Origin of the sequence: Vineibacter terrae (assembly GCF_008039615.1) — a bacterium.
In the GTDB taxonomy this organism is placed as follows: Bacteria; Pseudomonadota; Alphaproteobacteria; order Reyranellales; family Reyranellaceae; genus Vineibacter; species Vineibacter terrae.
Map to the genome: position 1 here is coordinate 32,899 of NZ_VDUZ01000049.1, position 19,317 is coordinate 52,215.

Here is a 19,317-nt window from a genome sequence, read left to right on the forward strand (position 1 = left end):
GCCCCCGCAATGCGGGGGCTTTGACAGGATCCGATCGTTGAGCGGGCTGCTAGTAGCCCTCGCGCTCCATACGCTTGCGCATCAGCTTGCGCACGCGGCGCACCGCTTCGGCGCGCTCGCGCGCCCGACGCTCTGACGGCTTCTCGTAGTTGCGACGCAGCTTCATCTCACGGAAGACGCCCTCGCGCTGGAGCTTCTTCTTCAGCACGCGTAGCGCTTGGTCGACGTTGTTGTCGCGAACCAGGACCTGCACTTTTTCTCACGCTCCTCTCTGGCATGGGGTTCAGTGCCGGGCTGAGGCTCGGCATTGGAGGCCGGGTGGTATCACAGCTCGCGCGGGATGGGAAGCCCGGCTCGGCCAGTCCGGCAGACACCTTTTTGCCGACGGCAGGGGCCTGCGAAATGCCAAAATTTCCTATATCTTGAGGAGCTTAGCCAGGAGCCCGCCCATGGACGATAAACCCGACGCCGGCGACAGCCTGAGGGACAGGGTCCTCGATGCTGTCCTGTTCAACGTCGCTTTCGACGGCTGGGGGCCGTCCGGCGTGCGCGCGGCTGTCCGCGACGGCGCCATCACGGCCGAGGAGGCGGCGCTGGCCTTTCCCGGCGGCGCGCTCGACATGATCGAATACCATAGCATCCGGGCCGACCGGCGCATGGTCGAGGAGCTGGAGCGGCGCAATGTCGGCGGCCTGAAGGTCCGGGACCGCATCACCCTGGCAGTGCGCGTGCGCCTGGAGCAGAACGCGGCGCACCGCGAGGGCGTGCGCCGGGCGCTGGCGATCCTGGCTCTGCCGATCAACGCGCCGCTGGCGGCGCGGCTGCTGTACCGCACGGTCGATGCCATCTGGTATGCCGCCGGCGACCGCTCGGCCGATTTCAGCTTCTACACCAAGCGCGCCACCCTGGCGGCGGTGTACTCGTCGACCGTGCTCTACTGGCTCAACGACCGCTCCGAGGGCATGTCGGATACATGGGCCTTCCTCGACCGGCGCATCGCCGACGTGATGCGCTTCGAGCAGCTGAAGAGCCGGATTCGCGGCTTCGGCGACCGCTGGCGGCCCGGCTCGGCGCGCTGACCGCCGAGGCCGCCGCATGGGCCCATGCGGCGGCCGTTGTGCCGGCGTTCAGCGTTTCTTGTAGCACTCCGCGCCCGAGCAGCTGGACGAGCCCGAGCTCGGTGGAGGCGGCGCCGGCGCCGGTGCCGGGGGTGGTGACGCCGCTGGCGGCGGGCTGGAGTATGACGGCTTGCTGTACGATGGTGCCGGAGATGATGGCGGCGGGCTGTAGGACGGCGCCGGGGCCAGCGCCGGCCGGCTCGAGACCGGTGGCGGCGGGGTGTACTTCTCGCGGTAGCTCGGCGCCGATGGTGCGGCTACAGGCGGTGGATCGGCTGGCCGCGCCTCGATCCGTGGGTAAGGTTTCGCCGGCGGCGGCGCTGACGGGGTTGTCACGGGCGGCGTGGGCGGCAGCACACGGCAGCGGCCGCCGCTGGGCATCTGTCCTGGCGGGCAGAGGGTCGGGCGTTCGCCACCGCCATCGCGGGCCTGATGTGCGCGCCGCCAGCGATCCCAACGATGCCGGCGCCAGTAGTAGTCGTCGTCATTCCAGATTGGGCCGCCATAGATCGTGGTCGGCGGTGGGTAGTAGTCGGACGGGACGGCTTCGCGGCCGCCGCGCTGCGCGGTGCCACCGCTGGGTCCCATGGCCAGGTTGCAGGCCTGCACCGCGCCGCCGCTCAGCGGCACGGCACGCCCGGTCGCTGTCAATGTACGGCCGCTCAGGCTTCCCGTGAAATTGGTCAGCGTCGGCTGGCCGTTGGCGCCGATGCCGCGACCGGTGAGCACGACGGTGCCGTTCGCGTCGATCGTGCCGTTGAGCACGTCGTCGCTGTTGTCAGTGGCACGGGACAGCTTGATCCTGTTGCCACTGATGGTTGCAATCGCGGGTACCGTGAAGGCGCCGGCATTGATGCTGGCAGCGCACTGCCAGACACCTTCCCAGTCGCCGTCTGACCCGATGGACTGTGCTTGAGCCCTTGGTGTAAAGGCTATCGTGCAAAGCAGAAATGAGACGGCAAGTTTCGATGAAGCGCTCATGGACAGTCACTCCCTACAACCATCGATTGAGATTGATTATTGTTGTGCGGAGGTTCGACTGCCTTTGCGGCGCAATCAAGGCGATTTGTACGCCTCTCGATTCGTTTCAGCTCACGTCACGAGCCGGTTGACGTGACCCATCTTGCGGCCAGGGCGCGCCTGGCGCTTGCCGTAGAGATGCAGCTTGGCGTCGGGGGCGCCGGCGATTCGCAGCCAGTCGGCAGCCTCGTCGCCGATCAGGTTGGTCATCACCACCTGGCGCGCCCGCAGCCCGACCGGCCCCAGCGGCAGCCCGCAGATCGCGCGCACGAGCTGCTCGAACTGGCTGGTGACGCAGCCGTCCTGTGTCCAGTGACCGGAGTTGTGTGGCCGCGGCGCCATCTCGTTGGCCAGCACGCGGCCGTCGCGGCCGATGAACAGCTCGACGCAAAGCACGCCCACGAGGCCGAACGCATCGGCGGCGCGGCGGCCGATGACCTCCGCCTGCCGCAGCAGCTTGTCGTCGAAGCCCCCAGGCACGGTCGTGGTGTGCAGGATGCCGCCGCGATGCACGTTGCGGCCGATCGGGAAGCAGCGCGCGACGCCGTCCATGCCGCGGGCGACGATCACCGAGGCTTCCGCGATGAAGTCGACGACGCCCTCGACGATCAGCTCGCGGCCACCCAGCGCCGCCCAGACCGCTGGCAGGTCGGTGCCGGCCTCCAGCCGGGCCTGGCCCTTGCCGTCATAGCCTTCGGTCGCGGTCTTGGCGATTGCCGGCAGGCCCACATGCTTGGCGGCAGCGATCAGCTCGGCCTCGTTGCCGGCAACGGCATAGGGCGCCACCGCCACGTCGATGCCTTCGAAGAAAGCCTTCTCGCGCGCGCGATGCTGCGCCACGCGCAGCGGCTCGGTGCTTGGCCGCACCGGCGCCAGCTGCTCGAGGAAGGCCACGCAGGCCACGGGCACGTTCTCGAACTCGTAGGTCGCGACGTCGATCTTGCTGGCGAGTGCGCGCAGCGCGGCATGGTCGTCATAGGCGGCCCGGGTCCAGTCGGCCGATACCAGTGCTGCCGGCGACTCGGCTTCGGGCGCGAAGATGTGGCAGCGATATCCGAGATTGGCCGCGGCCAGCGCCGTCATGCGTCCGAGCTGGCCACCGCCCAGGATGCCGATGGTCGAACCCGGCACCAGGACGCCGCCGCTCACGTTTCCTTCTCGCTCGTCGGATGGTCGGCGATCGCGTCCGTCTGTCGCGCGCGCCAGGCTTCGACCGCCGCCATGATCCTGGGATTGGACAGGCCCACGATGGCGGCCGCCAGCAGGCCGGCGTTGACGGCGCCGGCCTTGCCGATCGCCAGCGTGCCCACCGGGATGCCGCCGGGCATCTGCACGATGCTGAGCAGGCTGTCCATGCCCTTCAGCGCCGCGCTTTCGACCGGCACGCCCAGCACCGGCAGCGGCGTCATCGAGGCCGTCATGCCCGGCAGATGGGCGGCGCCGCCGGCGCCGGCGATGATCACCTTGAGCCCCCGGTCCTTGGCCGTCGACGCGTAGTCCGTCATCCGCCGCGGCGTGCGGTGGGCGGAGACGATGCGGGCCTCGAATGGCACGCCCAGCGCCTCCAGGGTGTCGGTGGCGTGCCGCATCGTGCTCCAGTCGGATTGGCTGCCCATGATGACGCCGACCAGCGGCTGCTTTTCGCTGTGGGCTTTGCGCTTCGCCATGCCTCGTCCCGTGCTGCCCCGCCGCAGGGGCCGCGCCGAGGAGCGGCGAGTATATGAACGAACGTTGCCGCCGCAACAAGCGGGATGAGGGGACTCAAGCAGGGCGACCGCATATGGCAACACCGGTGCTGTCTCCTCGCCCCGCTGCCGCGGGGCGAGGGGTGAACGGCGCCATATGCGATCGCTATGGGGGCTCAAGGCACGATGTCGATCGGCTGGTCGGCGGCGATGTTGGGGCTCTCCTGGAGGGCGTCGAGCATGCGCTGGCACCAGGTCTGGGCGGTGACCGAGCGGACGCGCTCCAGCAGCGCCGCATGGCGCGCGATCCGCTCCTCGGCCGGCATCGACAACGCCAGGTGCAGGCTTTCGGCGATCTCGTCCGGATCGAACGGGTTGACCATCAGCGCCGCATCCAGCTCGCGGGCGGCGCCGGCGAAGCGCGACAGCACCAGCACGCCCGGATCGGCCGGATCCTGGGCCGCGACGTATTCCTTGGCGACCAGGTTCATGCCGTCGCGCAGCGGCGTCACCAGGCCGACCCGCGCGATGCGGTGGAAGCCGGCCAGCGTGCTGCGCGACAGGCTGCGCGTCATGTAGCGCAGCGGCACCCAGTCGAACTCGGCGAAGCGGCCGTTGATGTTGCCGGCGAGCTGGTCGAGCTCGCGCCGCAGCGCGCGGTACTGGTTCACGTCCTGGCGCGAGCGCGCTGCGATCTGCAGGTAGCTGACCTTCAGCCGGTGGTCGGGAAAGCGGCTCAGCAGGCGCCGGAAGCCCTCGAACCGGTGCGTCAGGCCCTTGGAATAGTCGAGCCGCTCGACACCCAGGATCAGGGCGCGGCCGACCAGGCTCTCGCGCAGGCGACGCGCCTCCTGGCTGCGCGCGGTGCGGCGTGCGTCCTGCGCAAAGCTGTCGGGATCGATGCCGATCGGGTTGGTGAGCACCGAGATGGTGCGGCCGTCGCGGAAGATGGTGCGGCCGTCGCCGATCTCGATGCCTAGGAGCTGGTGCAGGCAGTCGAGGAAGCCCAGCCGGTCGGGCTCGGTCTGGAACCCGATCACGTCATAGGCGCACATCGCCTCCAGCAGATGCTCGCCGCGCGGCAGCGCCGCGAAGACGCTGGCCGGCACGAACGGCGTATGGAGGAAGAAGCCGACGCGGTTGCGCACGCCCAGCCGCCGCAGCTCGTCGGCGAACGGCATGAAATGATAGTCGTGCACCCATACGACGTCGTCCGGCTGCAGCAGCGGTGCCAGCGCCATCGCGAACTTGCGGTTCACCGCAAGGTAGCCTTCGAGATACTCGCGCCGGAACTCCATCAGGCCGATGCGGAAATGGAACAGCGGCCACAGCGATCCGTTGGAGAAGCCGACATAGAAGCGGTTGTACTCCTCGGTGGTGAGATCGACGGTGGCATAGGTAACCGTCCCCGCAGTGGTCACCTGTGCCTCCGCCGCCGCGGAGCCGCCGGTTTCGCCGCTCCAGCCGAACCACAGCGTGCTGCCGCGCAGCGCCTCGCTGAGGCCTACCGCCAATCCGCCGGCATCGGGCACGCGGCCCGAGGCCGGTACCCGGTTTGAGACGATTACGAGGCGCCCCATAGGCCCTCCTCCCAGCTTCGGCTGAGCCGCATCGCCGACAAGATGAGCCCGACCATCGAATAGGTTTGTGGAAAATTGCCCCACAATGTGCCGTTGTGCGGGTCGACATCCTCCGACAGCAGGCCGACATGGTTCCGCCGCGCCAGGATGTTCTCGAACAGCTCTAACGCTTGTTCCCGGCGTCCGGTTGCGGCCAGCGCATCGACATACCAGAATGTGCACACCAGGAACGCGCTATCGGGCGGCCCGAAATCGTCGGCCTCGTCGTAGCGCATCACGAATCCATTGCGCAGCAGGCGCTTCTCGACCATCTGGATCGTGCGCGTGAAGCGCGTGTCGCTGGCGGGCACGAAGCCGATCTCCGGCAGCAGCAGCAGCGAGGCGTCGATCTCGCTGCCGCCGAAGCTGCCGGCGAACCATCCGTCGGCGTGCAGCGCCTGGGTCAGGATCTCGTGCTTCAGAGTCGCGGCGCGGTTCTGCCAGTCGGCCGCATCCGTCTGCTGGCCGACGCGGCCGGCGATCAAGCCCATGCGGTGCAGCGCCGCCCAGCACATGGCGGCGGAGAAGGTGTGCACGCGCTGGCGGCCGCGGAACTCCCAGATGCCGGCGTCGGGCTTCAGCGCGTCCTTGCTGGCACGCTTGGCGATCGGCTTGAGCAGGCGGTAGAGGTCGGGGCCGCCGGGGCTGGGCAGCCGCCCGTCCCAGAACATCTGCGCCGTCGCCAGGATCAGCGAGCCGTAGACGTCGTTCTGGCGCTGGGTCGAGGCGGCGTTGCCGATGCGCACCGGGCCCATGCCGCGGAACCCTTGCAGCGCCGTGGCCTCGATCTCGGTGAGCGAGCTGCCGGGCACGATCGGATAGAGCGGCGCCATCGGCGCGCCGCTCTGGCCCAGCACCGCCGCCAGCAGGTAGCGGATATAGTTCTCCATCGTGCGGGTGGCGCCGAGCCGGTTCAGCGCGTTGACGGTGAAGAAGGCGTCGCGCAGCCAGCAGAAGCGGTAGTCCCAGTTGCGGCCGCTGTTGGCCGATTCAGGCAGCGACGTGGTCAGCGCCGCGATGATGCCGCCGCTGTCCTCGAAGCTGCACAGCTTCAGCGTGATGGCGGCGCGGATGACGGCGTCCTGCCAGTCGAACGGCACGGCCAGCCCGCGCACCCAGGCGCGCCAGTAGGACGTCGTTTCCTCCAGCACCTCGCGCGCGAAGGTGTCGGGCTTGTCGGGCAGGGTCTCATCCGGCGCCAGGAAGATGTTGATGGCGCGGTCGAGGACGAACTCCACCTCCTGCAGCAGGAAGGTGATCGGCATGTCGGTGGTCACGCGCACCGTCAGGCCCGGCGATGTGTAGCGGATGTGGTTGCTGCCGGGGATCGGATGCGCCGCGACGGCGCCGTGGTCATAGGTCGGGCGGATGCGCACCTTGATGCGGCAATGGCCCGACATCGGCTCGATGCGGCGCACCAGCATCGGCGGCCGGAAGACGCGCCCGAAGCGCTCGAAGCGCGGCGCCAGGTCGTAGACGCGCACGCGCGCGCCGTGGCGATCCTCCAGGATCGTCTCCAGCACCGCCGTGTTGCGCACATAGGTCTGCTCGCTGCGCACCTGGTCGCGCAGCACCACGTCCATGAAGCCGCCTTCCGGCTCGTCGCCGTTGATCAGCGCGTTGAACACCGGGTCGCCGTCGAGTCGTGGATGGCAATGCCACACATGCCGCGCATTGCGATCCACGAGGCTGGAGATGGCACAATTGCCGACAGGTGCCAGGTCGAGCTGCCGCATGGTCATGTGTCTTGGTCCCCCACCGCCTTGGCCAGCCACTGCCGCACATGGGCAGCGCTGCCGCTGAAGCTCTCGCCGACATCGAGGCCGATGCCGCCCAGTCGCCGGGCCGCCGCCCGGCCGCTTTCGTCGGTCACATCATCGCCGATGAACACGGGCACCCGGCCATGGAACGGCGCCAGCGCCATCAGGCGCTCGATCGCCATGCCTTTGTCGGCATGGCGCGGCCGCAGCTCGTAGGCGTAGTGGGCCGTCAGGATCTCGTAGTCGTCGGCGCGCTCGGCAGCGAAGCAGCGCAGCAGGTTGAAGACGTTGTCGGCGTGCTCGGGCGCCAGGCGATAATGGAGCGCCAGCGAGTAGGGCTTCGGCTCGACGATCGTGCCTGGCCACTGGGCGCAGGCGGCCTGTGCCTGCGTCACCCAGCCGGGCGGCAGCGGCTGCACCGGCGCCAGGGCCTGCTGCGTGCCGTCGGGCAGGCGGGCGGAAGCGCCGTGGTTGCCCGCCACCGGCAGCACCAGGGGCGCCAGCAGCTGGTCGATGTCGGCCAGGGGGCGGCCGGTCACGATCGCCACGGCGCCGTGCAGCCGATGGTGCAGGCGGCGCAGGACGTCAACCAGCCCATCGGGCACGACCACCGAGGTCGGCGTCGGCGCCAGGTCCAGAAGCGTGCCGTCAAGATCGAGGAACAGCGCCCAATCCGACTCGATGTCGGGGGGCTGCCGGGGTTGGGTCGCAGGCTGGGGGTGAGCTTCCAGGGCCGGGCGGTTCATCATCCAGCCAACATCGTGCTCCGGGCCGACGCGGTCAACCCATTGTGTCGATTGGGAAATTAACGGACTCTCAGGCGATGATGTCGGGAATCAATTTGCTTTCGAGCACGGCAATCTGGTCTTTGAGCCCGAGCTTGCGTTTTTTGAGGCGCTGGAGCTGGATCATGTCGAAGGGCGCTTTCTCGGCCAGCCGCGCGATCACTTCGTCGAGGTCGCGGTGCTCCTGCTGCAGCGCCGCCAGCTTGGCGCGGATGGCGTCGAGATCAAGATCTTCCATCGGATACGGCCGGAACCCCCTTGTGGCGCTACCCTAGCAAATGAAAGCGTCCGGGTGTACGGGTCTTGTGCAACCGTGCGCCGCCCGGCCTTGCGGCGGTGCGGGTGTGTGCCTGGGAACGGTTGGTCTCCTGATGACGGCGGCAGCGATCACACCCCTATGAGCGACTTCCTGCCGCATCCGTTCTGGAACTTCTCGCTCGAGGTTTACGGCGCCGACGGGGTCGCCGCCTCGTGCCTGGCGTTGCAGGAGCGTCGGCGCACCAATGTCAACGTCCTGCTGCTGTGCGTCTGGCTGGGGGCGTCGGGTCGCGGCACCCTCACGGTCGATCGGCTGAAGGCGCTGCTGGCGGAGATCGAGCCGTGGCAGGCCGAGATCGTGCAGCGGGCGCGGGCCATGCGCCGGCGCATCAAGGACGGCGACTGGCCGGGGGCGCCACCGGAAACGATCGAGGCGGCGCGCCGGCGTATCGCCGAGGCGGAGCTGGCGGCCGAGCATGTCGAGCAGCTCATGCTGGCGGCGCATTGGCCGTTTCCCGGCGACCGCGACCGGCCACTGCATCAGCGCCTGCGCGCCGCTGTCGGCAATCTCGGCGTCTATGCCGTCTGCCTGGGCGTGACGCCCGATGCGCGCGATCGCGAGTCGTTGCTGCCGCTGGTGGCCGCCGCGTTCCCGACATTGCACGGCCTCGAGGTCGAGCGCGCCCTGGGGATCGAGGCCTGATGCGCGCGGGACCCGGCGGCCATCTCTGTGATGCCGGACCATGACGACACCGCGCACGGCCAGCTGGTCGATGCTGCCAGCCGGGGCGGCGCAACCCCGATCCTGCGTGCTGGTGATCGGCGCCGGCATGGCCGGCCTCGTGGCGGCGCGCTTGCTGCATGACAGCGGCCTTGACGTGATCGTGCTGGAAGCCCGCCGCCGCGTCGGTGGGCGGGTTTGCCCCGATACGTCGCTGGGCGTGGCGCTCGACCTCGGCGGCTCCTGGGTCCACGGGTCCGACGACAATCCGTTGTCGGAGTGGTGCGCCGCGCTGGGCGTCGAGCTGATGGTCACGACAGGCGACCGGCGGCTGATCGTCGACGGAGCCATCATGAGCTATGCCCAGATGCAGCGCCGCGCCTGGCGCGGGCGCATGGCATTCGATGCGGCATTGCGCTGCGCCGAGCAGCGTGCACGCCGGCTGGCGGCGCGCGGCCAGCCACGCGCCGTGTCGCTGGCCGACGCCGCCGGCCCGGTCCTGCGCGCGCCCTGGTTGCCGGCGTTCGATCGCCGCGTCGTTGCCCAGACGGTGTCGATGGGCGAGGGCGTTCAGGGCGCGCCGGCCGATCGGCTGGCGATCGAGGAGTGGTTCCCCAACGACGGGTTCAAGGTCAACGCCATGCCGCACGATGGCTTCGCCTCGTTGCTCGACGATGCCGCGCGCGACCTCGACATCCGGCTCGGTGCGCCGGTGCGGCGCCTGCGCTGGTCGGCATCGAAGGTCGTCGCCGAGACGCCGCAAGGCGAGGTTGTGGCCGACCGTTGCGTCGTGACCGTGCCGGTCGGCCTGCTGCGTGACGGCGCGATGGCGATCGAGCCGCCGGCGCCCGCCGACCAGCGCGCCGCGGTCGCGCGCATCGGCTACGGCGACGGCGTGCTGGGCAAGATCTACCTGCGCTTCGAGCGGCGTTTCTGGCCGCCCGATGTGGATCGCTTCCAGTCGCTGCCGCCGTCTCCGGAAGGACGCGGCGTCTTCAACGCCTGGCTGTCGCTGGAGCGCGAGACCGGGGCGCCGATCCTGCTGAGCTTCGCCAACGGCCACGCCGCGGTGCGCTTCGAGCGAGAGTGCGACGATGCGCAGGTGCGCGACGCCGCGATGACGGTGCTGCGCCGCCTGTTCGCCGACGTGCCGGATCCGGTCGGCGTCTGCTTCACCCGCTGGCTTGCCGATCCTTGGGCTGCCGGCAGCTACTCGTATCCGGCGGTCGGCAGCCTGCCCGAGGATCGTGCCGTCTATTCTCGGCCGTTGGCCGATCGCGTGTTCTTCGCCGGCGAGGCCACCGAGGCAAGCGACTACGGCACCGTGCATGCTGCCTTGCGTTCGGGCGAGCGCGCCGCCGAAGCCGTCTTTCGCTGTGCCATCGGCGCCGCGCCCGATCGCGCGGCCCGGCCCTGGCGCTTCCGCGGCTGATCCCAGCGGCAGGCTGACCGCGGCAACGTTGCGGCGCGCCACGCCTGTCATCCCGAACGCAGCGAGGATGTTTCGGGGACGCCCTGCGTCGTTCAGCCAGTCCCCTCGCTTGACCAGGCTGCATCCATTATCTATATAACAATTCGACAACTGTTCAATTGTTTTAGGGATGCGCAAACCTGCCGTCAAAACTCAGCCGCAACTGGCGCTGTCCGAGGACCGTGCGCAGCAGCTGGCCGACCTCTTCCGGCTGCTGGGCGACACCAGCCGGCTGCGCATCGTGGCGGCGTGCCTGCAGCAGCCGACTGCCGTCTCGGTGATCGCCGAACGGCTGGAGCTGTCGCTGTCGCTGGTCAGCCACCATCTGCGGCTGCTCCGGGCGGCGCGCATCGTGCGCGCGGAGCGGCAGGGCAAGAACGTGTTCTATGCGGCTGACGATGCGCATATCCGCCGCGTGATCCTGGACATGCTGGAGCATGTCGCCGAAGCCAGGGACGAGGACTAGCCATGAGCGCATCCTGCTCGCATGGACATGACCACCACGTCGTGCCCGACGCCGACGGCGCCTACCGCAAGGTGCTGTGGCTGGCGCTTGGCATCAACGCGGTGATGTTCGGCGTCGAGGTGGCGGCTTCGTTCGGCGCCGGCTCGGCCGCCTTGCTGGCTGATTCGCTGGATTTCCTGGGTGATGCCGCGAACTACGGCATCAGCCTGCTCGTGCTGGGCATGAGCCTGGCGTGGCGCGCCCGCGCCTCGCTGCTCAAGGCCGCGAGCATGGCGGTCTTCGGCCTGTGGGTGGCGGGCACCGCAGCCCATCATGCGGTCACGGGCATCGTGCCCGATGCCCAGGTGATGGGGCTCGTGGGTGTGCTGGCGCTGACGGCCAATATCGGCACCGCCGCGCTGCTGTTCCGGCACCGTGACGGCGACTCCAACCGCCGCTCGGTCTGGATCTGCACGCGCAACGACGCCATCGGCAACCTGGCCGTGCTGGGTGCGGCGCTGGGCGTGTTCGGCACCGGCACGCTGTGGCCCGACTTCATCGTCGCCACCATCATGGCGGCGCTGGCGCTGTGGGGTGCGGCGCAGGTGATGCGGCAGGCCGCCGGCGAGCTGCGTACGAGGCAGGCGACGGCGCACTGAATGGCTTGCGCCGCCTATCCTCTGTGCAGGAAATCCAGGACGGCGGCGCAATACATCGAATAGACGCTCGGCACCGTGGACAGATCGGCGCACTCGTCGGTGCCGTGGATGTTGGCGTAGGCGACACCGGGCGCGCAGACGGTCGGCACGCCATGGGCGGCCAGATAGTTGCCGATGTTGGACGGACCGCAGACCAGGGCCGGCAGGTCGCGCCCGAAGCAGTGGCGGCTGGCGTGCAGGAAAGCCGCGACCAGCGGGTGATCGGCAGCGACGGCGTAGGGAGGCCAGTGGTCGATCGGCTCGATCCGGGTCGGCGCGGGTGCCGGCAGCCGGGCATCGATGCCGGCGATGATCGCGTCCAGCCACGCCTGCGCGGCATCGTGGTCGAAGCCCGGCGTCAGCCTGATGTCGATGTTGCACACGACGCGATCGGGGATCTGGCTGAAGCCTTCCCCGCCCTCGATGCGCGTGACGGTGGCGCAGGGGCCGAAGGTGAACAGGTTTTCGCTGCCGCGCGGCGGCGGCTGGGCGTCGATCGCGCTGATCAGCGCTGCCGCCTTGCTGATGGCGTTCATGCCGCGGTCCGCGACGGCGCCCGAGTGGCCGGCCTGGCCGGCGACGTGGACCTTCACGCGCAGGAAGCCGCGCGAGCCGATGACCAGGGCGTCGTCGCCAGGATAGCCCAGCGCCGCGCCGAGCGGCCGCGGCACTGCCTGCGCCAGGAAGGCCTTCACGCCGCCGAACGCGCCGGTGTGCTCGTCGGCATCGAACAGGACATAGACCGTGCCGCGGCTCAGCGCCGCGCTTGTCGTCAGGAAGCGCGCGACATGGGCCAGGATCGACACGCCCATCTTCGAGTCGGCCGCGCCGCGCCCCCATAGCTTGCCGTCCGCCACCAGCCCCGCTGACGGGCTTGTCCGCCAGCGGCTCTCGTCGCCGAACGGTGCTGTGTCGAGGCAGGCATTCAGGCAGATCGCGGGACCGGGCGCGCGGCCGTCGAGCCGCACGAGCAGGGCGACAGGACGTCCCTGCGCATCGCGCAGCCGCGCCGGAGCCAGCCCCTGCTGTTCCAGCCAGCCCGAAGCGGCGTCCAGAATCGGCTCGACCGCATCGATGCCGGCGCGCGACGGGATCGATACCAGCCGCGATGCGAGATCGATGATGCTGTCGAACGGGACCGCGGCGACGGCGGCCGGCTCAGCCGGCATCGCCCCACCGCTTCACCACGCCCGCGTCGATGTCGAACAGGTCGAGCACGCGGCCCACCGTGTGGTCGACGATATCCGCGATCGATTGCGGCCGGTTGTAGAAGGCCGGCATCGGCGGGGCGACAATGGCGCCGAGCTCGGCCACGGTGGCGAGGTTGCGCAGATGCACGGCATGCAGCGGTGTCTCGCGCGGCAGCAGCACCAGCTTGCGGCGCTCCTTCAGCACCACATCGGCAGCACGGGTGAGCAGCGACGTCGAGATGCCGGTGGCGATCTCGCCCAGGCTGCGCATGGAGCAGGGTGCGATCACCATCCCCATCGTCCGGAACGAGCCGCTGGAGATCGCGGCCGCGAGGTCGGTCGGCTGGTGTGCGTGGTCGGCCAGCGCCTTGATGTCCTTGATCTTCCAGTCGGTCTCGTGGGCCAGCGTCACCTCGGCCGTCTTGGTCATGACCAGATGCGTCTCGACGGGAAACGGTTGCAGAACCTGCAGCAGGCGCACGCCGTAGATCACGCCGGAAGCGCCCGAAATGCCGATGATGAGCCGCGCAGGATAGGTCATGATTGCTGTACTTTCAGGATGCCATTTTAGCCGCAGTCCGGCCAACTTGTCCCCAATCTGGCAAGACCCCATATCGACACTACGTGGGCCTGTGTATAGTCCACAGGTCAGGGTCAGCACCGGAGGGAAGCCAATGAGCCTCATGGATCGGATCGAGACCCTCAAGTCGCGGCACGCCGCGCTCGAAGAAGCCATCCACGAAGAAGCCACTCGACCCCATCCCGACGACGAAGTGCTGCAGGAACTCAAAAAGCGCAAGCTGCAGCTCAAGGACGAAATCGCGGAGCTCACGCGACACTGAAGCACTCCTGAAGCACCGAAGCGCCGGTCAGCAGAAGGCTATCGGCGTTTCCACCAGTCACATACCGCAGGCGTGGTCCGACATGCTACGCGTTGGGCCGCGACACTGCGGTTATTTGTTTTGGAGATCCACTCTTCTGCCGCCCTGACAATGGCGATGAGCTGTGGCCTCACTGCCGATGCAGGCGCACGGTGAAGTGCGTGGGGCGATCGCGGGTGACACCCTGGTCGGGCAGGTGCATGTTGGTTTCGCCACTGCATGCCGCGACATTGCCGGCGCCGGGCCGGCACACCAGCCGGTCCTGTGTCCAGCGCGTGCCGTCCGAGCAGGTCGTATCGGCATCGGTGATGCGCAGCGTCCCGCCTTCATAGCGCGCCTTTGCCGGCGCCTGGCATGTGACGCCGCTTTGCCAACGGAAGGTCAGGCGGCCGTTGCCGTTCTCGTCGAAGCAGTACGTGTGCGCGCCGGGTGGGTGACGCGGCGTGTAGCGGAACTGGTCGCCGCGCCAGCAGCCCTTGAGGAACGAGTAGTCATTGGTCGGGGTTTCGGGCAGGCGCAGCACGTCGCCCGGCTTGGCGGCAGCCTGCGGCCGGTCCGGCGTGGGTGCCGGCTGGGGCGGCGCCTCGGGAGGCCGGCACGCGGCGGCACGTTTCTCGAGCTCGTCGCGCAGCGCGACGAGCGTGGCGCGCTGCCGATCTTCATCCCGCCGCGCGATGTCGATGTCGCCCTGCAGGCCGATGGTCGGATCGGGTGGCGCCGGCTCGGGCGGCGGCGGCGATAGCGGCGGCAGCTCGGTGACGCGCATGTCGGGTGGCACCGGCATGCACTGGCGCAGCAGCCACGAGGCCAGCAGCAGCACGGCAATCGCGAGCAGGCCGGCGATCAGCCAGAACAGCCACGGAAAGCGTGCACGCGGCAGTGCTGCGGCCCCGGTTGGCGCCAGGGTCAGGGGCAGGACCGGTGGCGCTGCAGGCAGGACCGGCGTCGGCGCCGGCGTGCGCGGATCGGCGAGGAAGGCCGGCGGCAGCACGGCACCGGCGGCTTGCGTGTCATAGCCCCAGCAGACAATGACCGGCTGGTCGCCGACCAGGAAAAGATAGTCGTCGGACGGCCGTTTGGCCGCCAGCCGCAGCGCCCGGCCCGCCAGCTGCCCGTCCTGCGAAGCGGCGGCCTCGAGGCTCCGGCCGAGCCGGTCGATGTCGGCCAGCATCGCGTCGATGTCGCGGCGAACGCTCTCATGCTCCATGTCCGGCAGCTCGGCGATCGGCCGTACCGGCCCGGTGCAGGCGCTGTACCAGTCGATGCGGCCACCCAGGTCGTGCGGCTCGGGCTCGGCCAGCAGGTGGAAGTGCCGATCGCCCAGGCGGCGGCGGATGACGGCCCGGATCTGTCCCTCGGCATGATGCAGCGGCTCGCCGCGAACCCCCAGCGGGCGTACGCCGGTCAGCGTCGTTCGGACGAGAGTGGTTCCGGCCATCGCGCGCAGTTCAGTCAGATCAGTACGGCAACATGAGCTGTGGCGGACGTGGCCTCAAGAGTCTTGTCTTTCGTGTGAGTCAATTGACCCGGTGCAGGTTGACCGACCAGCGGTTCATCTGCGACTGGCCACTGCAGCGGGCGACGCTGTCGGGTTGCGAGCGGCAGTCGAGATAGTCGGCGAACCAGCGGCTGCCGTCGCTGCAGCGTGTATCGGAATCGACGATGCGCAGCGTGCTGCCCGAGAAGCGGGCCGTCGCCGGGGCGCGGCAGGTCTCGCCGGTGGCACGCCGGAAGGTCAACGTGCCGCGGCCATCGGCATCGAAGCAGTAGGTGCTGGTGCCGCCGACATGCGACGGCGAATGCTTGAAGAAGTCCGTGCGCCAGCAGCCTTTGAGGAAGGAGTAGTCGCTGGACGGCGTCGCCGGCATGCGCATGCGTCCGTCGGACGGCGGTTCGGGCTTCTTCTCGGCGACCTTGGGCTCGGGCTTGGGCGCCGGCTTGGGCTCGGGCTTCTTCTCGACCACGGGCGGCTTGGGTGGCTCCGGCGGCGGCTTGGGCGGCTCGGGCGCCTTGCACTGGAGGTAGCGCTTGTTGAGCTCGTCGCGCAGGGCAGCGAGCGTGACCTTCAGGCGGCCTTCCTCGTCGCGGGCGGTGTCGAGGTCGCCCTTGAGGCCGACGGTGGGGTCGGGCGGCGCCGGCTCGGGTGGCGGCGGCGGCGGTGGCGGCAGCTCGGTGAGGCGCATGTCGGGCGGCACCGGCATGCACTGGCGCAGCAGCCAGGAGGCGAGCAGCAGGATGAGGATGGCGAGCAGGCCGGCGAGCAGCCAGAAGAGCCAGGGAAAGCGCTCGCGCACCAGGGCGGCGGTGCCGGCCGGGCCGGCGGCCAGCGGCGGCGGTGGTGCGGCCGGCATCGGCGGCGGCGGTGCGGCGGCGGTGCCGGGCAGGAAGGCCGGCGGCAGGACGGCGCCGGCGGCCTCGGTGTCGTAGCCCCAGCAGACGACGACGGGCTGGTCGCCGACCAGGAAGAGGTAGTCGTCGGAAGGACGCTTGGCGGCGAGCTGCAGGGAGCGTCCGGCGAGGCGGCCATCCTCGGTGGGACTGGCGGCGAGCGTCTGTCCGAGGCGCTCGATGTCGGCGAGCAGGACGTCGATGTCGGCGCGCGCGGCATCACGCTCGGCGTCGGGCAGGGCGGTGAGGGGGCGCACGGGCCCCTGCAGCTCGCTGTACCAGTCGATGCGGCCGCCGAGGTCGTGGGGCTGGGGCTCGGCCAGGAGATGGAAGTGGCGGTCATCGAGGCGGCGGCGCACGACGGCGCGCAGCTGGGCCTGGGCATGGTGCAGCGGCTCGCCGCGCACCCCCAGCGGCCTCACCCCCGTCAGCGTCGTGCGGACCAATGTCGTGCCGGCCATTCCCGAACCTGCGTCATCGCCAGAAGATGCCTTGCGGTGCTCAAAATGACAGTGGGCTCACAAAATGGCAGCAGGAAGTCATGCTCCCTCGCGTCGGAACTCGTGCTCGGCGCCGAGATTGTCGCGGCACAGCGCCACCGAGTCGCTGACTCGCCGGCAGGTCAGGTAGTTGGGCCGGTCGGTCCAGAAGAACTGCGACGGCTGGCATGTGACCCGCGGCTGCGTCGTGCGCAGCGTGCCGTCGCCCTGGAATGCCGCCGTGACCGGCGCCTGGCAGCGGATGGTGGGCTGGCCAGGAAACTCGCTCGACTTCTCGCGCGTGCCCTCGCCGTTCGCGCCAAAGCAGATCCGGCCGGCACGGTCATAGCCCTGCACGACCTGTCCGTTGGGCAGGCGCAGGTTGGTCTGGGCATCGCGGCCCAGCCGCCAGCACCCCTTGAGCAGGGCCAGGTCGCCTTTCTTCCAGCGGTCCTCGGGAATGTCAGGCGGCTTGGCCGGTGGCGGTGGTGGTGGCGGCGGCTTGCGCTCGACCACAGGGGGTGGCTTGGGTGGCTCCGGCGGCTTGGGCGGCGGTTCCGGCGGCCGGCAAAGCTGGTAGCGCTTGTTGAGCTCGTCGCGCAGCGCGGCCAGCGTGGCGCGCAGCTTCCCTTCGTCCTCGCGCGCGCCGTCGAGGTCGCGCTGCAGGGCGATGGTCGGGTCGGGCGGCGGTGGCGGCGCGGGTGGCGGTGGTTCCGGCGGCAGCTCGGTCACGCGCAGGTCCGGCGGCACCGGCATCCAGTGGCGCAGCAGCCATGACGCGGCCAGCAGGATCAGGATGGCGAGCAGGCCAGCCAGCAGCCAGAGCAGCCAAGGGAAGCGCGCCTGGGTTGCGACCGCAGCGGCGGCCGGCGCCATCGCAGCCGGAATCGCCGGTAGCGCTGGCGCCGCCGGCACGGCGGCCGTTGCGCTTGTCGATGTCAGGAAGGCGCCGGGGAGCATGGCGCCGGCGGCTTCCGTGTCATAGCCCCAGCAGACGACGACGGGCTGGTCGCCGACCAGGAAAAGATAGTCGTCGGAAGGGCGTTTGGCGGCCAGCCGCAGCGACCTGCCGGCGAGGCGGCCGTCCTCGGTCGGGCCGGCTTCGAGCGTCTGCCCCAGCCGGTCGATGTCGGCCAGCAGGGCATCGATATCGGCACGGGCCGGGCCCAGCTCGGTGTCGGGGAGCGCCGGCACTGGCCGGACCGGCCCGGACAGCTCGCTGTACCAGTCGATGCGCCCGCCGAGGTCATGCGGCTGCGGTTCGGCCAGCAGATGGTAGTGACGGTCGCCGAGCCGGCGGCGGATCACGCCCCGGATCTGGGCCTGCGCCTGGTGCAGCGGCTCGCCGCGCACGCCCAGCGGCCGCACGCCCACCATCGTCGTCCGTACCAGCGTCGATCCCGACATGCTCCCCTGCGCGGCCCGTCGCGGCAACCAGCATGCGGGCGCCCCGCGCCGGGTTCAAGGACGGCTACATCGGGCAGTTCAAGCGGTAGCCCCACTCGGTGCCGCTGTGCGGACCCACCACCTCGACCGTGACGGAGTAGTCTCCTGCCTCCGGTTGATAAGGAAATGACAGTGTCCCGAAGTAGCTGACGGGCCGGTTGGTGGTCGCGACCAGGCGGCCCCGGTAGTAGACGTTCATCTGGTCCGGGATCATCTTCATGTTGTAGCGGATCACGACCGTGCCGGGCTTGTCGCCGACATAGTGGCGGTTGCGGGTCACGCCGGCGCCGCCGCTGGCCGCGTCCGAGTTGCAGGGCAGCATGCCGGGCGGCGGTTGTGTCACCGGCGGTGCCCGTGGCGGCGGTGGAGGTGGCGGCGCCTTCTCGGCGACCTGTGGCTTGGGAGCAGGCTTTGGCGCCGGCTTGGGGGGCTCCGGCTTCTTTTCCGCCACGGGCGGCTTCGGCGGCTCGGGCGGCGGCGGCGGCGGCGGTTCAGGCGCCTTGCACAAGGCCCGCCGCTGCTGGAACTCGTCGCGCAGCGATGCCAGCGACACCTTGAGCTTGCCTTCGCGATCGCGCTCGCCATCGATTGCCGCTTTCAGGTCGACGGTCGGGTCCGGCGGCGCTGGCGGCGGCGGCGGCGGCGGCGGCGGCTCGGGCGGCAGCTCCGTCACCTGCATGTCGGGTGGCATGGGCAGCCACAGCCGCAGCCCATAGGCGGTGCTGAGGATCACCAGGATGCCGAGCAGCCCGACCAGCAGCGCCGCCAGCCAGGGAAAGCGGCGGCGCGTTGCCGCGACCGTGGCTACGGCCGGGATGGAAGCTGGCGCGGGCGCGGCGGCTGGCGCGGGTGTGGCGGCGGCGGTGGCGCTGGGCAGGAAAGACGGCGGCAGGATCGCGCCCACCGTCTCGCCATCATAGCCCCAGCAGATCAGGACCGGCTGGTCACCGACCCGGAACAGGTAGGCATCGTCGTCGGGACGCTTGGCCGCCAGGTGCAGGGCCCGTCCGGCCAGACGGGCATCCTCGCTGGTCGAGCGCTCGAGCTGCGTGCCCAGGCCGTCGATCTCCGCCAGCATGCCGTCGATCTCGGCCCGCAGCGCGTCGCGCTCGCCTTCCGGCAGGTCGGTGGCCGCGCGCACGGGTTCGCCGTCGGCATACCAGTCGATGCGGCCGGTGGCGGGATAGGCCTGCGGCTCGGCCAGCAGCTGGTGGTGGCGGTTGCCCAGGCGTCGGCGCACGACGTCGCGGATCTGGGCGTGGGTGTTGTGCAGCGGCTCGCCCCGCACGCCCAGCGGTCGCGCACCGAACTCGGTGGTGCGGACGAGCGTGGCGTTGCTGGGCATTCTTCCTC

General features: G+C 69.9%; 20 protein-coding genes. 6 read left to right on the forward strand and 14 right to left on the reverse strand.

Annotated elements, in window-relative coordinates:
* Positions 1-49: 49 nt before the first annotated feature.
* Positions 50-253, reverse strand: coding sequence for a 30S ribosomal protein S21 (gene rpsU, locus FHP25_RS31855; RefSeq protein WP_119266477.1), 204 nt, complete (start codon positions 251-253; stop codon positions 50-52).
* Between the two features lie 196 nt (positions 254-449).
* Between rpsU and FHP25_RS31860 the strand changes: the two genes are divergently transcribed.
* Positions 450-1,079 carry a COQ9 family protein gene (locus FHP25_RS31860; protein ID WP_147851035.1) on the forward strand — a complete coding sequence of 210 codons (630 nt, stop codon included), beginning with the start codon at positions 450-452 and terminating at the stop codon, positions 1,077-1,079.
* A 48-nt stretch (positions 1,080-1,127) separates the two neighbouring features.
* On the opposite strand, the gene FHP25_RS31865 is transcribed toward FHP25_RS31860, so the two are convergent.
* The 7 genes from FHP25_RS31865 to FHP25_RS31895 form a co-directional block, all read right to left on the reverse strand.
* The gene (locus tag FHP25_RS31865) at positions 1,128-1,883 is read right to left on the reverse strand and encodes a hypothetical protein (RefSeq protein WP_147851036.1); all 756 of its coding nucleotides are present in this window, start codon (positions 1,881-1,883) and stop codon (positions 1,128-1,130) included.
* A gap of 327 nt (positions 1,884-2,210) precedes the next feature.
* Positions 2,211-3,287 (reverse strand): 5-(carboxyamino)imidazole ribonucleotide synthase, encoded by a 1,077-nt coding sequence (locus tag FHP25_RS31870; protein ID WP_147851037.1) that lies wholly within the window; start codon positions 3,285-3,287, stop codon positions 2,211-2,213.
* The gene (gene purE / locus FHP25_RS31875) at positions 3,284-3,805 is read right to left on the reverse strand and encodes a 5-(carboxyamino)imidazole ribonucleotide mutase (protein WP_147851038.1); all 522 of its coding nucleotides are present in this window, start codon (positions 3,803-3,805) and stop codon (positions 3,284-3,286) included. Before purE ends, FHP25_RS31870 begins: the two co-directional genes overlap by 4 nt.
* A gap of 194 nt (positions 3,806-3,999) precedes the next feature.
* Positions 4,000-5,403, reverse strand: a complete 1,404-nt coding sequence (locus FHP25_RS31880) for an alpha,alpha-trehalose-phosphate synthase (UDP-forming) (RefSeq protein WP_147851039.1) — start codon at positions 5,401-5,403, stop codon at positions 4,000-4,002.
* A complete protein-coding gene (locus FHP25_RS31885) occupies positions 5,388-7,184 on the reverse strand; it encodes a glycoside hydrolase family 15 protein (protein ID WP_231712554.1) in 1,797 nt (598 codons plus the stop codon). The genes FHP25_RS31880 and FHP25_RS31885 overlap by 16 nt, the downstream gene beginning before the upstream one ends.
* Positions 7,181-7,951: a trehalose-phosphatase gene (otsB, locus tag FHP25_RS31890; RefSeq protein ID WP_147851040.1), complete on the reverse strand. Its 771-nt coding sequence runs from the start codon at positions 7,949-7,951 to the stop codon at positions 7,181-7,183. The genes FHP25_RS31885 and otsB overlap by 4 nt, the downstream gene beginning before the upstream one ends.
* 67 nt (positions 7,952-8,018) lie before the next feature.
* Positions 8,019-8,225 carry a YdcH family protein gene (locus FHP25_RS31895; protein ID WP_147851041.1) on the reverse strand — a complete coding sequence of 69 codons (207 nt, stop codon included), beginning with the start codon at positions 8,223-8,225 and terminating at the stop codon, positions 8,019-8,021.
* 159 nt (positions 8,226-8,384) lie between these two features.
* On the opposite strand from FHP25_RS31895, the gene FHP25_RS31900 reads away from it, so the two are divergent.
* The 4 genes from FHP25_RS31900 to FHP25_RS31915 all read left to right on the forward strand — a co-directional run bounded on the left by FHP25_RS31900 (position 8,385) and on the right by FHP25_RS31915 (position 11,541).
* Positions 8,385-8,948, forward strand: a complete 564-nt coding sequence (locus tag FHP25_RS31900) for a TIGR02444 family protein (protein WP_147851042.1) — start codon at positions 8,385-8,387, stop codon at positions 8,946-8,948.
* A gap of 40 nt (positions 8,949-8,988) precedes the next feature.
* Positions 8,989-10,398 carry a flavin monoamine oxidase family protein gene (locus FHP25_RS31905; protein WP_147851043.1) on the forward strand — a complete coding sequence of 470 codons (1,410 nt, stop codon included), beginning with the start codon at positions 8,989-8,991 and terminating at the stop codon, positions 10,396-10,398.
* Between the two features lie 169 nt (positions 10,399-10,567).
* On the forward strand, positions 10,568-10,903 hold the full coding sequence (locus FHP25_RS31910; RefSeq protein WP_147851044.1) for an ArsR/SmtB family transcription factor: 336 nt from the start codon (positions 10,568-10,570) through the stop codon (positions 10,901-10,903).
* 2 nt (positions 10,904-10,905) lie between these two features.
* Entirely contained in the window at positions 10,906-11,541 is a 636-nt protein-coding gene (locus FHP25_RS31915; protein WP_147851045.1) for a cation transporter, read from the forward strand.
* A 14-nt stretch (positions 11,542-11,555) separates the two neighbouring features.
* Here the strand turns inward: FHP25_RS31915 and FHP25_RS31920 are convergent, their stop codons facing one another.
* Positions 11,556-12,749 carry a M20 family metallopeptidase gene (locus FHP25_RS31920; protein ID WP_147851046.1) on the reverse strand — a complete coding sequence of 398 codons (1,194 nt, stop codon included), beginning with the start codon at positions 12,747-12,749 and terminating at the stop codon, positions 11,556-11,558.
* Positions 12,739-13,311 carry a UbiX family flavin prenyltransferase gene (locus tag FHP25_RS31925; RefSeq protein ID WP_147851047.1) on the reverse strand — a complete coding sequence of 191 codons (573 nt, stop codon included), beginning with the start codon at positions 13,309-13,311 and terminating at the stop codon, positions 12,739-12,741. Before FHP25_RS31925 ends, FHP25_RS31920 begins: the two co-directional genes overlap by 11 nt.
* Before the next feature lie 133 nt (positions 13,312-13,444).
* Between FHP25_RS31925 and FHP25_RS31930 the strand changes: the two genes are divergently transcribed.
* On the forward strand, positions 13,445-13,612 hold the full coding sequence (locus tag FHP25_RS31930; protein WP_147851048.1) for a YdcH family protein: 168 nt from the start codon (positions 13,445-13,447) through the stop codon (positions 13,610-13,612).
* Between the two features lie 169 nt (positions 13,613-13,781).
* Here the strand turns inward: FHP25_RS31930 and FHP25_RS31935 are convergent, their stop codons facing one another.
* From FHP25_RS31935 to FHP25_RS31950, 4 genes are all read right to left on the reverse strand, one after another.
* Positions 13,782-15,089, reverse strand: a complete 1,308-nt coding sequence (locus FHP25_RS31935; protein ID WP_147851049.1) for a hypothetical protein — start codon at positions 15,087-15,089, stop codon at positions 13,782-13,784.
* Positions 15,090-15,168: 79 nt separating this feature from the next.
* Positions 15,169-16,500, reverse strand: coding sequence for a hypothetical protein (locus tag FHP25_RS31940; RefSeq protein WP_147851050.1), 1,332 nt, complete (start codon positions 16,498-16,500; stop codon positions 15,169-15,171).
* Between the two features lie 78 nt (positions 16,501-16,578).
* Complete coding sequence (locus FHP25_RS41035; RefSeq protein ID WP_178133935.1) at positions 16,579-17,925, reverse strand: hypothetical protein; 1,347 nt, start codon at positions 17,923-17,925, stop codon at positions 16,579-16,581.
* Between the two features lie 64 nt (positions 17,926-17,989).
* On the reverse strand, positions 17,990-19,309 hold the full coding sequence (locus tag FHP25_RS31950) for a hypothetical protein (RefSeq protein ID WP_147851051.1): 1,320 nt from the start codon (positions 19,307-19,309) through the stop codon (positions 17,990-17,992).
* Positions 19,310-19,317: the final 8 nt, after the last annotated feature.

Excerpts from the sequence above, each read along its gene's own strand:
- FHP25_RS31950 (WP_147851051.1), bottom strand. The coding sequence starts at position 19,309 with ATGCCCAGCAACGCCACGCTCGTCCGCACCACCGAGTTCGGTGCGCGA.
- purE (WP_147851038.1), bottom strand. The coding sequence starts at position 3,805 with ATGGCGAAGCGCAAAGCCCACAGCGAAAAGCAGCCGCTGGTCGGCGTC.
- FHP25_RS31920 (WP_147851046.1), bottom strand. The coding sequence starts at position 12,749 with ATGCCGGCTGAGCCGGCCGCCGTCGCCGCGGTCCCGTTCGACAGCATC.
- otsB (WP_147851040.1), bottom strand. The coding sequence starts at position 7,951 with ATGATGAACCGCCCGGCCCTGGAAGCTCACCCCCAGCCTGCGACCCAA.
- FHP25_RS31885 (WP_231712554.1), bottom strand. The coding sequence starts at position 7,184 with ATGACCATGCGGCAGCTCGACCTGGCACCTGTCGGCAATTGTGCCATC.
- FHP25_RS31930 (WP_147851048.1), top strand. The coding sequence starts at position 13,445 with ATGAGCCTCATGGATCGGATCGAGACCCTCAAGTCGCGGCACGCCGCG.
- FHP25_RS31880 (WP_147851039.1), bottom strand. The coding sequence starts at position 5,403 with ATGGGGCGCCTCGTAATCGTCTCAAACCGGGTACCGGCCTCGGGCCGC.
- FHP25_RS31860 (WP_147851035.1), top strand. The coding sequence starts at position 450 with ATGGACGATAAACCCGACGCCGGCGACAGCCTGAGGGACAGGGTCCTC.
- FHP25_RS31925 (WP_147851047.1), bottom strand. The coding sequence starts at position 13,311 with ATGACCTATCCTGCGCGGCTCATCATCGGCATTTCGGGCGCTTCCGGC.
- FHP25_RS31905 (WP_147851043.1), top strand. The coding sequence starts at position 8,989 with ATGACGACACCGCGCACGGCCAGCTGGTCGATGCTGCCAGCCGGGGCG.
- FHP25_RS31895 (WP_147851041.1), bottom strand. The coding sequence starts at position 8,225 with ATGGAAGATCTTGATCTCGACGCCATCCGCGCCAAGCTGGCGGCGCTG.
- FHP25_RS31910 (WP_147851044.1), top strand. The coding sequence starts at position 10,568 with ATGCGCAAACCTGCCGTCAAAACTCAGCCGCAACTGGCGCTGTCCGAG.
- FHP25_RS31915 (WP_147851045.1), top strand. The coding sequence starts at position 10,906 with ATGAGCGCATCCTGCTCGCATGGACATGACCACCACGTCGTGCCCGAC.
- FHP25_RS31940 (WP_147851050.1), bottom strand. The coding sequence starts at position 16,500 with ATGGCCGGCACGACATTGGTCCGCACGACGCTGACGGGGGTGAGGCCG.
- FHP25_RS31900 (WP_147851042.1), top strand. The coding sequence starts at position 8,385 with ATGAGCGACTTCCTGCCGCATCCGTTCTGGAACTTCTCGCTCGAGGTT.
- FHP25_RS41035 (WP_178133935.1), bottom strand. The coding sequence starts at position 17,925 with ATGTCGGGATCGACGCTGGTACGGACGACGATGGTGGGCGTGCGGCCG.
- FHP25_RS31935 (WP_147851049.1), bottom strand. The coding sequence starts at position 15,089 with ATGGCCGGAACCACTCTCGTCCGAACGACGCTGACCGGCGTACGCCCG.